The organism is Burkholderia sp. PAMC 26561 (assembly GCF_001557535.2).
Lineage (GTDB): Bacteria > Pseudomonadota > Gammaproteobacteria > Burkholderiales > Burkholderiaceae > Caballeronia.
In genome coordinates this window covers 595,247-610,141 of the sequence record NZ_CP014306.1, presented here as the reverse complement: position 1 = coordinate 610,141, position 14,895 = coordinate 595,247, and the positions used below count along the sequence as shown (strand labels likewise).

Annotated in this window: 9 protein-coding genes and 1 pseudogene; 3 read left to right on the top strand and 7 right to left on the bottom strand. The window is 54.0% G+C overall.

All coding sequences use genetic code 11. From position 1 onward, the window contains the following. Window positions 1-179 precede the first annotated feature (179 nt). The 4 genes and pseudogenes from AXG89_RS02760 to AXG89_RS02745 all read right to left on the bottom strand — a co-directional run bounded on the left by AXG89_RS02760 (window position 180) and on the right by AXG89_RS02745 (window position 5,701). The gene (locus AXG89_RS02760) at window positions 180-839 is read right to left on the bottom strand and encodes a hypothetical protein (RefSeq protein WP_062167799.1); all 660 of its coding nucleotides are present in this window, start codon (window positions 837-839) and stop codon (window positions 180-182) included. A 293-nt stretch (window positions 840-1,132) separates the two neighbouring features. Beyond that, window positions 1,133-2,572 carry a mannose-1-phosphate guanylyltransferase/mannose-6-phosphate isomerase gene (locus AXG89_RS02755; protein WP_062167792.1) on the bottom strand — a complete coding sequence of 480 codons (1,440 nt, stop codon included), beginning with the start codon at window positions 2,570-2,572 and terminating at the stop codon, window positions 1,133-1,135. A 40-nt stretch (window positions 2,573-2,612) separates the two neighbouring features. Further along, window positions 2,613-4,553, bottom strand: a complete 1,941-nt coding sequence (locus AXG89_RS02750; protein ID WP_062167785.1) for a capsular polysaccharide export protein, LipB/KpsS family — start codon at window positions 4,551-4,553, stop codon at window positions 2,613-2,615. After that, a pseudogene (locus tag AXG89_RS02745) lies at window positions 4,550-5,701 on the bottom strand (glycosyltransferase family 4 protein). Before AXG89_RS02745 ends, AXG89_RS02750 begins: the two are co-directional and overlap by 4 nt. A 505-nt stretch (window positions 5,702-6,206) precedes the next feature. Here AXG89_RS02745 and AXG89_RS02740 point away from each other — a divergent pair. The 3 genes from AXG89_RS02740 to AXG89_RS02730 all read left to right on the top strand — a co-directional run bounded on the left by AXG89_RS02740 (window position 6,207) and on the right by AXG89_RS02730 (window position 8,886). Beyond that, window positions 6,207-7,358: a hypothetical protein gene (locus AXG89_RS02740; RefSeq protein WP_062167779.1), complete on the top strand. Its 1,152-nt coding sequence runs from the start codon at window positions 6,207-6,209 to the stop codon at window positions 7,356-7,358. 2 nt (window positions 7,359-7,360) lie between these two features. Next, window positions 7,361-8,161, top strand: a complete 801-nt coding sequence (locus AXG89_RS02735; RefSeq protein WP_062167772.1) for an ABC transporter permease — start codon at window positions 7,361-7,363, stop codon at window positions 8,159-8,161. A 68-nt stretch (window positions 8,162-8,229) separates the two neighbouring features. Continuing rightward, window positions 8,230-8,886 (top strand): ABC transporter ATP-binding protein, encoded by a 657-nt coding sequence (locus AXG89_RS02730; RefSeq protein WP_062167764.1) that lies wholly within the window; start codon window positions 8,230-8,232, stop codon window positions 8,884-8,886. A gap of 280 nt (window positions 8,887-9,166) precedes the next feature. Here AXG89_RS02730 and AXG89_RS02725 read toward each other — a convergent pair whose 3' ends face one another. The 3 genes from AXG89_RS02725 to AXG89_RS02715 form a co-directional block, all read right to left on the bottom strand. Next, window positions 9,167-10,273 carry a hypothetical protein gene (locus AXG89_RS02725; RefSeq protein WP_062167762.1) on the bottom strand — a complete coding sequence of 369 codons (1,107 nt, stop codon included), beginning with the start codon at window positions 10,271-10,273 and terminating at the stop codon, window positions 9,167-9,169. 256 nt (window positions 10,274-10,529) lie between these two features. Beyond that, entirely contained in the window at window positions 10,530-12,377 is a 1,848-nt protein-coding gene (locus AXG89_RS02720; RefSeq protein WP_162916003.1) for a glycosyl hydrolase family 28-related protein, read from the bottom strand. Window positions 12,378-12,637: 260 nt separating this feature from the next. Next, window positions 12,638-14,842 carry a glycosyltransferase gene (locus AXG89_RS02715; protein WP_062167753.1) on the bottom strand — a complete coding sequence of 735 codons (2,205 nt, stop codon included), beginning with the start codon at window positions 14,840-14,842 and terminating at the stop codon, window positions 12,638-12,640. Between the last annotated feature and the right edge of the window lie 53 nt (window positions 14,843-14,895).

Sequence of the window (14,895 nt, the reverse complement as noted above, 5' to 3'; positions counted from 1 at the left end):
GAAGGAGTGGGCTGATTTTACGTCGACGCGCGAGCCATGACAGGCATTTGAGCGTTAACCGCAGGTAACGTGCCGACGGGCAATACGTGGTCGAAAATGACAGGAAAGCGGCGCAGCCACTCGGGCGGAAGACCGAATGGCGCGCTGCATGCGTCGAGGCGTTGCCGACAATTGCGTTGTCAGAACCGGTACGAAACGCCGACTTCCGCCGTCGGATACCAGCGATACCGCCACGCCTGGTCTTTCAGTTCCTGCGATCCCGTGCTCGCGATCTGCTGGCTGAAGACCGGCCCGGCGTGTTGCGCGAGCGACGGCGACAACGTATAGCTCGTGCGTGGCACGCCATACGCCACGCCAAGATCCGCGATGAAACCAAAGCCCTTGCTCGTCGGCTGATGGCCATAGCCGATGCCCAAATAAGGCATGACCGTGGGGTATCGAGCGGTTGCAGTCGCGGTATCGCCGGGCAATGCGGGGTAGTGCTTGCCATTGAAGACATACATTCCGTTGGACGGCGTCGAGACGCCTTCGAGCTTGTCATCGGTGAGCCGCGCGCCGCCCGTTGCCCGGAACCCGAGGTCCGACCACGGAAAATAGTCCACATAGAGGCCGCCTTGACGAACGTGGATATCGTCCTTGTAGCGGTTGCCGCCCACGGTGAAGTCGTGCGACAGGTTGATCGCGTTGAAATCTGCATGCAGTCCGAAATTCGAACCCAGCCCGACAGCGCCGCCGATCCCCACGCCCAATGTTCCGCCCTGTACGTAGACCTCCTGTGCTTGCGAGCCGCCAATCCAGACTGCACCACATGCCGCCAAAATCATGATTTTGGTGATCATTGTTGTCTCTCTGGTTTCATGCCTGAAGCACGAGCCAACTGGCGACAAGCATCTTTCGTGTGGTTTTCAGCGCGACGTCCCCGCGCGCAACGTCAAGGTATTCGCGATAAAAAGGGCCGTATGTGTGACGTCGCACGAGGTTTCGTACGAGTCGGGGAAACCCGGGATGTTGGGGGATCGAAGGATGTCGCGGCGTGCCGGACGAAGGCGGAGAGCTGAAACGCAACGCGCCCGGGCAAGGAGCCCGGGCGCGCAGGTGATCTAAAACAAACTAACCAGGCTGAATGTACCGCTTACGGCCGATCCGCCGCTGGCACACGGCCATACGTATCTTCAAACCGCACGATATCGTCCTCGCCCAGATACGCACCCGACTGAACTTCGATCAGTTCGAGCGGAATCTTCCCGGGGTTCAACAACCGGTGCGTCACGCCCAACGGAATATAGGTCGACTGATTTTCGGTCAGCATGATTTCTTGCGCGCCGTTCGTGACCATTGCCGTGCCCTTCACCACGATCCAATGCTCCGCGCGGTGGTGATGCATCTGCAGGCTCAACTGCGCACCCGGATTCACCTCGATACGCTTCACCTGAAAGCGTGAACCCTGGTCGATACCTTCGTAGGATCCCCACGGCCGCACCACGCGCCGATGCGTCACCGACTCCGTGCGTCCCGACGCCTTCAGCCGCTCGACGATCTTCTTCACGTCCTGCGTGCTGTCCCGGTGCGTCACCAGCACCGCATCCGCCGTTTCCACGATCACGATGTTGTCCAGCCCGATCGCCGCCACCATCCGGTGTTCCGCGCGGATGTACGAGTTGCTCACGTCCTCGACGAGCACATCGCCGAGCAGCGCATTGCCTTGGGCGTCGCTTTTCGCGATTTCCGCCAGCGCCGTCCACGAACCGATGTCGTTCCAGCCGAGATCGGCCGCAGCAATCACCGACGCACGGTCGGTCCGCTCCATTACCGCGTAGTCCACCGATACGTTCGGGCAATCCTGGAACGCGCCGGCATCGAGTCGCACGAAGTCGTCGTCGCGTTTGGCCAGTTCCAGCGAAAGCGTGGTCTGGCGCGCGATTTCCGGCTCGTATTTGCGCAGTTCTTCCATATAGGTCGAGGCCTTCAGCAGGAACATGCCGCTGTTCCAGTAGTAGCCACCTTCCTCGATGAATCGAGCGGCTTTCTCCGCATCCGGCTTTTCGACGAATTCGGCAACGCCGAAGGCACCCTCATTCGCCCCAATTTTCGAGCCACGGCGAATGTAGCCGTAACCCGTATGCGGCTCGGTCGGATCGATGCCAAACGTCACCAGATAATCGTCTTTTGCCACTTCGGCTGCGGCTTCCGTGACGCGGGCGAAGGCTTCTTCATTCAGGATCACGTGATCCGATGGCAGCACGAGCAGCAACGCATCCGGTGATGAACGCAGCGCCAGCAAGGCCGCAGCCGCGATGGCCGGCGCGGTGTTGCGGCCGACCGGCTCCAGCACGATGGCCGACGGAACCGTGCCCGACTCACGCAACTGCTCGGCGACGAGAAAACGCTGCTCGTTGTTCGTCACCACGATCGGCGCGGTAATGCCCGCAATGCCGTTCAGGCGCAGCGCAGTTTGCTGCAGCAGCGTTTTGTCGCTGGTCAGCTTCAGGTACTGCTTCGGATAACCGCCGCGCGACATGGGCCACAACCGCGTGCCGCTGCCACCGCACAGAATGACTGGATGAATACTCATTCAACTCCCCTCAAAAATTTTTAATTGCCGCAATTCTGCTTTATTTACGGAAACCATGTTTGCGGTTTTGCCCGTACTGCCAAATCGCGTGACGCAGAGCGTTGCGCGTCCATCGCAGCGCTTTCAACACCGGACGCCAGCGATTGCCGCGAACCTGGCCAAGCGGCCTTGCCGCGCCCGGCGCGAGCTGGCGCACGACCGCTTCCGGCGTAGTGTAAAGGCGCAAGCGCCAGTCCCAGTAGATTGGGTAATGCAATAACACGCCCGCCGTGAGCATGTCGAGTGACAGTGTGCGCCCGCGCCACGGTAATGGCGCCAGCGCGTCCTGCGTCAGGCCCCAGCCCGCATAAAACGGCATGCCGTAGGTAAATACCGCTTTGCCGCGCATCAGGGCGTCGAAGCCCGCCAGCGATGAAAGCGTATGCACCTCGTCGGCTGTATCGACCAGGGAGAGCAGGTCGGCGTTGGTATCGACGATATCGGCGAGCCGTTGTGCATCTATCAAACCCGAACGATTTCCCGACAGAACGTCCGGATGCGGTTTATAGACGATAAACGCTTCCGGCCGGCGCACGCGCACTTCGCGCAGCAGCGCGTCCGCCGTGCTGATCGCGCCGGTCCCGAGCCGGATCGACGCGTCGTCCGCAACCTGGCCGGGAACCAGGACGACGAGCTTGCCGGCGGGGGCCGTCCACTCCGGTGCGCGTCGTCCGAGATTGTATTTTGTCACGCCGTGATCGTTCACCAGCTTGCGCAAGGAGGCGGCCCGGGTGAGTTCGGCTTCGCTGAACGCGGTTTCGTTGAGCAATACCGACAGGTCGCTTGGACGGCTTGCATCGAAATAAAGACCGCGACGGTCGACCACCTGGCTGCGTGGCGCGATCATGTCCGAGCCGAGCCCGCAGGAGTGGAGAAAGCCGTCTTCTATGCGAATATGGCGCGCATTTGCCGGCAGGCCCTCTGCGCTGCGTGCGCCCCAGAAGACGCCGCATTCGTGCGCTTCGAGTGCAGCCGATGCGTCTGTCCAGCGGAGTCTTCCGCCGCCAGCGGTGATGAACGGCGTCGCGAAAGGACGTTTCCACCATTGGAAGCGAATGGCTGCCACATCTCCTAGATCCGCAAAACGGCTGTGGACTTCCCGCTGCAAGTCGATGCTGTCCAGTAGCGTAGCGAGCGTTCCGATAGAGTGCGTGGCTGGGTCTATATAACGTGCCCACTGAATGAAGATCACGTCGAAGAGCGCGGAAAGCGTCGGGCGCGCAGTGCGGCCGGTGAAGTAACGCGCGTCGAGCGTGAATCCCCAGCCGGCGTAGTAAGGCGTGCCGTGGACGTGCAGCGGCACGTTGGCGAGCAGTGCGAGCATGCCTTCCGATGCGCTGATGGTGTACACGTGATCGACTTGCTGGAGCGCGAGGCGGGCGTTATCCATTACCTGGATGTCCGCGGGCAACGCGCCGATGGTCGACGAAAGCCAGCGTCCAGAACCCGGATCTGTTGATTTGGCGAGCCAGAGTGCTGCCTCGGGGTGAGCAGCGCGGGCGGCGTCGAGCATCCGCGCGAAAGCTTCAGTCGCGTGATGGATCGACGCGCCATCAATGCCGCGCGATGATTCGCGTTCATCGATCAATAGCACGCGGAGCCGATCACGTTCGATGTTGCGGCGAGGTTTGATGACCCGCTGCATCAACTGCGCGATATCCGGAGACGGCGCGCGCACGTCCGAGAGCCGCGCGTTCAGCGCATCGATACAGTCGCCTTCCGGCAGCAACCACCACGACAAGATCGGGACGCCGCGTCTCACCTCAGATGCGAAGGGTCCCGGCGTTGCTGCAGTCACCTTCAGGCTTGCCGCGCGCGTGATGCGCAATGCAGCGCGGCCGCTCCAGTGGTCGGTCCATAGGATATCGGACCGTCCGGCAAGCCATGACAACAGGCGAAAGCCCGGAGTGAGGCTCGTTAGCAATGCCGCGTGTCTTGTCACTTGGCGAGTGTGCTGATGAACGCGTCGACCTGTTCGAAGTGTCGGGCCCAGGTGGGCTCGCGAAAGCGTTTCGTGCGTTCGAGTTGCGCGGCGCGCGCCGGGCTCTTCGGCTGCATGTACTCCTTGATGTGCGCAAGCCACCCCAGACCGTCGAGCGGATCGATGTACTCGGGGATGTCATCTGCTATCTCGTGGAATACGGCAATATCGCTGGCGAGAACCGGGACTTGTAATGCAAGCGCTTCGGCGAGCGGCATGCCATAGCCTTCCACGAACGATGGGAACAACAAGGCTTGGGCGTGTTGAAGATAGCTGCGCAGACGCTCGTCGGAACAGCCCGCTTCCTCGATCACGACGCCTTTGAGCGCCGCGCACCGCTCGAGCATGTCCACGACGTTTTCGCACTCCCATCCGCGACGCCCGATCACGACGAGCTTCGGCGCAGCGTTGCCGAGTTGTTCGACGAGACGGCGCCAGACGTGCAACAGGAACCAGTGGTTCTTGCGTGGTTCGATGGTGCCGAGCAGGACGAAGTAGGGGGGGGGATGGGACGTGGGCTTTCCTGGTAAGGCTTGATGCCTGAGGCGAGGTGGGCGACGACGCTCGGCAGCATTGGCAAATTCACGCGCCCCGCTTCGTGTACGAGCGAGTCCAGCGTGAATTGGGAATTAGCGATCACGCCCTTGGCGTAGGCGAGTGCGGTATGCATGCGCGCGGCGTGCGCTTTGTCGACTGACGGGCGGCAATATTCGGCGTGGGTGAGCGGTATAAGGTCATGGACCATGAATACCACGTCAACTTTGCTTTTCTTTAACGCGTCGTAATAACGCGGAAATTCGATGCCGTTGTGACTTGTATGCAACAGAATGCCGTTCTTAAATTTCGATCGTCTTAAGCCATTTAGACAGGAAAACGCAACAAATTTTCTTATGTCGTTCTTACTGCATTGGGATTTTTTTAGCCATTCGAAAACCATTTGTGAATGCCGTTCGGACAGCACCGTGCAATAGCCACGTTCGCTCAAAACCGCGCGCGCGCGCGCCGTAATGCTCGATGTAGGCAAGGCCAACGCGATCTACGCCTGTTGGCAAGAGGCCATCGTAGAGGCGGTTTAGAAGGCGGGTGATGTCCAGGAGGATGTTCGGCACTCGAATGCAAGACTCTTATTGTTGGCTAAGGCGGTAAATGGTTACCATGCTTAGCATTTCGTAGTCAAAGTTTCGTATTGCCGCGCCATTCTAGCTTACGTCGTGAGACAATTCGCGCCAAATTCATATCCATAAAGTCCATTAGATGTCGCGACTGCCGGTTAGCTTTTTTTTGATCGCGTGCGTTTCAGGCGCGGCATTGCTTGGTACCTTTTCGAGAATTCCCACGCCGGGACCCGCTCGGTCACAAGTCGATCGTCCTGCTGCGAACCCAAGTTCAGTCGACATTCAATTCGCTGACGTTACTGAAGAGATCGCCTGCCAGATTTTTACCGAACGGCGTGCCGGTAAACTTGTGACAGCGCTTGGAAGGCACACGGCGTTCCAGCAGCAATTAGGCATTGAGGATCGACACAAGTTTTCGATCTAAGAGCAGCGCTGGAGCGTTTTTTGTGCGGGTCATCCTGATACCAAGACGGCACGTACTTTCATATTGGAATGTGATTTGGAAAATAACCCTACGACCAGGCAAACTCCGCCGGCTCACTCGTCAAAGACCTGGAAAGAGCGAATCAAGGGCATCAACAAGCTTTTCGCCATAACAGTTGTACTTCCTACAGCTATTGGCATCCTGTATTACGGACTGATCGCTTCCGACGTCTATGTTTCGGAGTCGCGGTTCGTGGTGCGCAGCGCGCGACAACAAACTCAAACAAGTGTTGTAGGCGCGTTGCTCCAGGGCACTGGGTTTTCTCAAGCACCAGATGATACGTATCCGGTGATCGACTATATTCAGTCGCGCGACGCGTTGCGCATACTGAATACTAATGATTACATTCGCAACACCTATGCTAAGGAGGGTGATTTCATTGACCGCTTTCGTACGCTCTATGACGGCAGCTTCGAAGCCCTTTGGAAGTATTACGGGAAAAACGTTGTAACCGTAACGCTTGATCCGACGTCGTCTATCACAACGCTTCAAACCCGGTCGTACTCCGCAAAAGGCGCAGAACTCATCAATTCCCGGCTGATCACCATCAGTGAAGAGCTTGTTAATAAATTGAATGCGCGCGCCGCCCGCGACACTATTCAATTTGCCCAAAATCAAGTCGATCTAGCGGCCGAAAAATCGAAGGGCGCCGGCGCAGCCCTCGCCGCATACCGAAGCTCGCATACTGTTTTTGATCCGGACAAGCAATCTGCGCTGCAACTGCAGCAAGTGACGGCCCTTCAGACGCAGCTTTTTGCTGCTCAGTCACAACTCATTCAGCTTCGCACCGCGTCTTCGGAAAATCCGCAAATTCCGGTTCTCACTTCTTTCATTGAAACCATCAAGAAGCAGATCCAGTCCGCCACGGGGGACGTGACTGGAGGACGTGACTCGCTAGCACAAAAGGCTGCTGCCTATGAGCGGCTACAACTTGGTTCGGATTTTGCGGATAAACAGTTGGCAGCAGCCATGACTGCGTTGCAAAGCGCGCACGCGGAAGCGGAGAAGAAACAATTATATTTAGAGGTTTTGGTCCAGCCGAATACTCCGGATATTGCGGTCGAGCCGGAGCGGATTCGAGGGATATTCGCGGTCTTTTGTGTCGGCCTCATTTCCTGGGCGGTTTTGAGTCTGTTGATCGCCAGTATTCGCGAACACCGGGACTGAGCATGCCACATTCCGCCAAAACGCGACTGATTCATTCACTGGGCATTCAGGCGCGCGTGGTTCATGCCTTAATCATGCGCGAAATAATTACTCGTTACGGCCGTCACAACATTGGGTTTGCCTGGTTATTTGCGGAACCTATGCTATTTACCTTGGGCATCATAATTTTGTGGAGTGTATATCGGGAAGGTGGCTCAACAGCTCACATCAATATTATCTCTTACGCCCTCACAGGGTATTCTACGGTTCTAAACTGGCGAAACGGCATAGGAAGGTGCACGCTTGCAATTGAACCCAACGCGTCACTGTTATTCCATCGGAACGTCCGCGTCATCGATCTATTTATCGCCAGACTTATTCTAGAGATCGGTGGAGTAACGCTTTCGAGCGTCATCCTTCTCGTCATAATGATCGCCGTAGGGCTCATTCCGCCCCCTGTGAACTCTCTAAATATGATACTGGGTTGGGTACTCCTTTCATGGTACACGTCGGCGATGGGAATACTCATTGGATCTTTGACCCTATATAGTGATCTCGTTGATAGGATTTGGCATCCGATCGCTTACTTTCAGCTTCCTATTTCGGGCGCATTTATAATGGCTAGCTACCTTCCGCCTAACCTCCGGACAGTGGTTATGTTATTTCCGGTCCCTCATTGCGTGGAACTACTTCGCTACGGCTATTACGGAGATAAAATTACTCCGATTTATAACGTGGCCTATGTTTGCGCCTGCTGCCTGATTCTGACATGGCTAGCCCTACTGGCAGTTAGAGGAGCGTCCAAGCGGGTTGAGGCGCGATAATCGCCAGCGATGCTGGAATAGTCGATTGTCGGGGCAAGAGCGTTGATGAATTGTATTTTTAACATGCCATGATTACCCTAACAAACGTAAGTAAGAAATATGAAGTCCGCGCCGGGAAGAGGCTCGTTCTCGACAATATAAATTGCAAGATCGCCAAGGGGGATCATGTCGGCATTCTCGGCAAGAATGGGGCCGGAAAATCAACACTGATCCGACTGATTAGCGGTTCGGAACTTCCTACATCTGGGACGGTAGAGCGGGGCATGAGCGTATCGTGGCCGCTTGCATTCTCTGGGGGGTTTCAGGGAAGTCTGACCGGATTGGATAACCTTCGCTTTGTCTGCCGGGTCTACAACACCTCTTACAAAAAAGCACTGCCTTTCGTTGAAGAGTTTACGGAGCTTGGACAATATCTGAGGGAGCCGGTCAAGCACTATTCCAGCGGTATGCTAGCCAAGTTAGCTTTCTCAATTTCGATGGCAATCGAATTTGATTGCTTCCTTATCGATGAAGTTATTGCCGTTGGAGATTCCGACTTTCGCAAAAAATGTCATGCCGAACTTTTCGGAAAGCGGAATGATCGATCAAGAATCATTGTTTCTCACGACTCGAATATTATCAGGGAACACTGTACGAGAGCTTATGTCATTGAGTCGGGTCAACTAAAGTATTTCGAAGACGTTGACTCGGCGTATAAGTACTACGAAAATAAACGCATTGATTAACCCCAACAAAATCAACAGTCAGGTATCTTAGCCGCCATTGATTGTTTAATGCGAAAGCCTCCAAACGTGAAAGTTATTCGTGCGGGCGGTCTCTACTATCGAGCGCGCTTTCCGCAATCTGCCGAAAAATAATATTAAGCATAGGCTTGGCCCACTCCGGATGGCTCAACATTTGCTCAGTGCAAATTTTCAAAATAGGGGAGTATTCGTCCCAATCCACTTTCTCGTAATGCGTGAAGTTGTCAGTCATATAAGCACCTAATTATGGTTGCCGCCAATTTTAGCGACGTTCATTCGCCCACTTTTTCAAGTGATCATAAACCTCTACTATCAATTTTCGAGATAAAGGTGAAGAGAGGAATTCTTCTGAGCACATCAACAATTCAATCACCCGATGTCTTGCTCGTTTTGCCATCTCCTCCACAACACTTAAATTTTCTGGATTACGTCCCAAAAATATGCGATAAGCGGCAGCTACGTCTTCGTTTGTAGTGGGCGTTACGGCGTCGAGCGTAAACGAAAACGATTGTGCCGCGCGCAGCTCTTCAAATCTGACGGCAGAGAGATCCACAACCTTATCGAGTTGTTTGGGGCATATTACGCTGCGCTGGAAACCTTTAGACGCATAGGCTTCCCGATCCCAATTAGCACCGTCACGCCCGATATAAAATCCATAATTTGCAAATGTCGAAAGGCAGACTTCCCCTGCTTTAACAATGGCAGCTTGCTTTACATAATCTTGGCTCGTGCTATTTTCCTGAATTCCGTGCGATTTTAGCCATTCCTGTATTTCCACATTCGGCCGACTCTCATAGCGCACATTCCGGATGAATCCTAGATACTCGTCAACAAATGGTTGGCGCCGCAACCACGATTTCTTTGCCAAGCCAAAAGCCCAGCTGTGACCCATATTGTCGTAATCATACAAGCCACTTAATTGCTCCTCAGACGAACGCTGGAACCCTGCCGGGGAGGCTGATACCATGCCTACGCGCGAATCGTCCTGGAATTTGTCTTGAAGGAGCTTCATCGTCTTTAAATAGCCCGGGCACAATATCAAATCATCTTCGAAAAAATTCGCATAAGCATATCCTTTATCGATGAATAAAAAACGCTCGATAAAATCAAAATGCAAGCCAATTCCAAGATTTTTTTCTTGTTTGATACCGATTACTGCGATGTTTGAATTCTCGACAATCGCGGAGATTTCAGAATGTCTTTTTACGTCTTCATCAGAGGCTCCCTCTGGCAAACCATCTTGAAAGACGTAGATATCAAAAAAATCCGATACATCTCGACCATCAATTTTTTGATTAAGAATCGACGCGAGGGTGAGTTCAAAATATTTAACTCTTGTGTAGCAAAGCAACGCAATAGCCGGTTTCATAATTTGATTCCCTTTAATGGGATTGACATTTTATTTTTCCATCCAAACCAACGTTATTTCATTATAAAACATTGAAGCATTTTATAGGCTTTCTATCTTGTCGCGCCTAAGTGGCCGCGACACTGCCCGGCGTGCGTCCAAAACGCTTGATTCTGTGAGGGAACAAGCCGTAGGCAAACTTGGCAAGTTTGCTTTCGCGCTTCAATGGGCGACAGCGGCCTTGCGATTCGCCCGTGGTTATTCGTCAACCACTGGATCAATGGGTTGTCCAAGTAGATCCATTGCAAAGAGCAAGAGCCGTGGCAGAGCCGCCGCCTTTAAGAATACTTCCATATGTCGATGTAACCGCGTCATACACGGCATACAACAGACCACGTCTATCCGAGTTGCATCGCGGAAGTGACTCGACGCTCGCTATTTGCCTAGAAATACCGTGCGTCGGATCGCCAATTTCCAACGCACCTTTGGAATCGACAACCCAAACGCCAAAACTATTCTCTGATAGAAAATTGGCGTAATTCGGGGTCTCGATCTTGACGGCGATGCCTTTGCCCGTAGTCGGGAAGGCTATAGCATGCATTCTGATAACGCCGCTTCCACTCGCAAGAAAAATCGGCGCAGAACGAGCGACCTCTGTGCCGAGTGCGTCAAGATTAACTCCAATCACATCCAACACCCCTTTCGATTCGACCTTCATGAAAGGCAAACTCGGGGTAAGGTTCGCCGCAATGCCGCCAGTCACATTAAGGGTTCCGTTGCTTACGCAGGCGGCCGTTGCCGCGCTGTCATAGGCGAATCCGGTGATTTGGACCCTTCCTCCGTTGACGACAAGCTGGCAATGATCGGCGGGGAGATTCGACAATGCCGACGTAAAATAGCCGCCCGTAAAAGTTGGACTGCCTCCATTCACAATCAGGCGAGCACCTTGATCGAAAGTGACGCCCACAAAAGTTGGGTTAGACGCATTCGAAAGTATTTGGATGCTAGTGTAGAAGTTGTTGATATCAGAGAAATTCGCACCGTCGGCCTTGCCCAAGCGAATCGAGTAAGAAGCGCCATCGAGCATGTTTCGATATAAGGCAATATTGTCAGCTTTTTGTCCGAACACCCATGCATGTATGCCATGCACGTGATCGAAGTCCAGTTGTTCGTCGAGATAAATGCCTGCGTTGAACGCACTAATTTCGATGTCACTAATCCAGGCGCCCCCGCCACCAGCAGAACTAATCCCGTCCCACGCACCGACTATCGTCACGTTGTCGATTTTCCAGCGTGTCGCTCCCTTTGTGACATAGACAGCTGGTGGGTAAGCACAGGGGGCTGCGCCAGGGGTGATTTTGCAACCTTGAGATAAGGTTGTCGCTTTTGCCCGAGAGCCCGCAATATGCAGGCTGTCACCACTGGCTACGCCTGCGCCGATCAATGTTTTTGATAGACGAAGATTGGTGCCGTTGACTTCGCTGACGTAAGTCACATTAGGTATTGCGCCATTTGTCGAAGCATCTACAACTACATCACCAACAGCGATGGACTCGGGTGACGCGACGACGATTTCAGTTGAACCAGCAGGCGACGCGATGCGCGCGGATGTGATGACGTCGGTCGGTTGTTGAAACTGGATCTGTAGATTTCTTACGCACGGCGCCCGCGCTTCACCACTGACTTCCTTTCCCGAAATTAATAGCACTCCTCGCGCTGACGATTCAAACTTAGCATCAACCTTAATGATTGTCGTTGAACGTCCATCACCCAAAAGGCACTCGTTTGGCCCGACAATCAGGGGGTGCTTGACATAGTAAGATCCGCCAGGCAAACGCACCTCTTTAGGGGAATTATCTTGCCTGCCTGCCAAGAGCGCTGCATTGATTGCTTCAGAGCTATCGGCTTGTCCGCTCGGGTCCGCTCCAAAGTCGTTGGTAGAAAGGTGGTCTTGAAGCCGAGACAATACTGTGCGCGGTAACGCTCCACTACTTCCCTGCAAATACCCTTTGCCTAGGACACCAAGGGAGCCAGATTGATTCCGATCGCTGACTACTTGCCCGTATGCGGTCAGTTGCACGCTTACGATAAGGCCTACAAACGCAAGCAGAAGTAACTTCTTCATTGTCGTAATTGAAAGCACCAGCAACCATGAGCACATGGCTCCAAGTGGTAGGGATGGGGTCGCCTCCACGCGCCGAACAGCACATTGCAGGGCCCGTACATACACTTAACTACATTTCGTCAACGGAAGCTACGCCAAATCAGCGCCATCTTGGTCTCTTATGCATCGAGAACAGATATGTTCACGTCTTAAACTACAAACGGCGTTGTGCGACTCGATCCTGACTTGCCGTACAGGATCGAGTACCCCGATTTACGGCGTCAAACCTGCGCGATACCGCTCACCAGTTCTTCGGTGATATCGGTCCGCAATTCAAGGTCGCTCTTTCGTGCATACGCCGCAGCTATGACGCCAATTGCGAATTTTCTCGCGTGCGGACTTTCATTTTCGGGCTTGATATCTCCCCTAACGAAGACATTCACGACCACCAGACCATTCTCTTTGACGACACCTTCGAGCTTTACGACAAAAGGCTTGGTACGCGGAATTTGTATCCATTTTCGTCCTTGCTCATCTGGAGCATCGGTACCGTGCTCTGAAATCGTCGCAGTGCAATAGACTTCGTCGTCAACCTGTGGCGCCCCGACGAATTCAATATAGGCAATAACCTGCTCGCCACTCTTATAGGGGGTCCTGAATTCGAGTTCGCCATGATTGCCAAGCATCCACACGCCCCAATGCTCGATCGTGCTCCATGAAGAAGAGAGAAGTAGACGCACTGGGTTCGCCGCATATTTTGCGGAAATTTCCTTACCGAAAGCGAGCTCGCTTGGTCGGAATACGACGCCTGGCTTGAACTGTGCCTGAGGGATCCGAGCCTTGATTTTGGCTTTGTGGTACCGACCGACTACCTCAATCAGATTCTTGGAAAAATCTCCCCAATTGCGAACTTTGAAGTTCAGCTCGATATTTTTGCGACGGGATTCCCTGTATTTTTCGTCGAAGCACATCTTGCGAAGTACATCGCTTCCCGCCCGCAGATTCCAAGGGTCTACGTAGTCGACAAAGTCACCGCCAACTTCGGGCATCGATGTCGTCATAGAGGCGACACACGGCTTGCCGTGAGCCAACCCTTCACCGACCGGCAGGCCCCACCCTTCGGCATAGCTTGGGAATACGGTGAAACTACACTCCTTATAGAGTTTGTTCAGTTCTCCGTCCGTGAGCCCGTGGAGAACGTGCAACCGGCCGCCGAAGTTCCGGCTTTGCTTCAACGTGTTCATTAGATCATTTACACGCCATCCGAAGCGGCCGACAAATACTAAATCCGGCGGCTCCAAGCCCTCGCTGTAAAACTGGCGCCAGGCATCCACAAGGTAGCGATGATTCTTCCGCGCCTCGATCGTTGAAACCATCATGGCGAAGTTACGGCCTTTGAGCGCACGGATCGTTGGCGTCCATACGTCACTGTTCGTTTGCTGCACCTTATTGGCATGCGGTAATCGCACTGATTCTACCGGCATAGGCTCTAGCCCAAGTTTCTCCCGGTACTTCACGACTTCGCTAGCTGTGTGATCGGAGATAGTCAGGATGAAATCGAAGACTTGCATTGCGTCACCGAACGACAGCATAAAATCGTGGCACACGCCTTCGTCGCAATACTCCGGATTATTGATGGGGATAAGATCATAGATGTATCCGCCGATCCGCAGGCCCATCCGCTTAAGATGTAGAAAACGCGCGGTAACCGATCCATATCCCCAAAATGCACCCAGTGCGATATAGCACTGCCCCGCACACGGAACAATCCGCGTAGCCGAAGCACGCACTCCGTTTATAAGGCGCCGTAGGTAGTCATGGTCTACATTTGACCCAGTCGTGTACTTGATGATCTGCAAAACAGCATCCGGCTGCAGTCCCCAAACGCATCTTTGGTTCGCGGTATTCACCACGAACACATATTGAGTGCCGTCGACGTGGCAACCCTTTTCGATCACGAATCGCGCGAATTCGCTTTGTACTCGCTGGATGCCCGAAACCGTACTATGCGCCTGGAGGTAACCCAACATGTCATCCAGCTCGACGTAGACAATGTTCTCAGAGGTATATTTGCGCGCGTTATCTTCGATCAAAACTTCATCCACCACGCCGCCAAGCGCATTGATCTCGGCTTCTGCCGCATATGTCGGCTCTATTTCATACGAGTTAGTGTAAGCCTCAACAGCCTCGTGACTACGACCAAGAATCTTGAAGAGGTGCCCGAGTTGCAAATGAACATCTGCGTCGTCCGGCTCCAATTCCTTTGCTCTTGAATAGGCCGACTCCGCCTGTTCGTACTTCATCTGCTCCTTGAAGGCGTGCCCTAGCTGGACCCAGATAGCGGAATCTTCTGCTTCGCTCTTTAGATATTCCTGATACTTTTCAGCTGCTTCTTCCCAGTCGCCACTATCTCGAGCCTTGTCTCCCGCAGTGCGCAATTGCTTGGCTGCTCGCGGTGAGCGGACCGAATCCATACCCCACACCATCACTAACTCCTCGACTAGTGCATCAATAGAATTTCGAAATCATAAGTGACCCG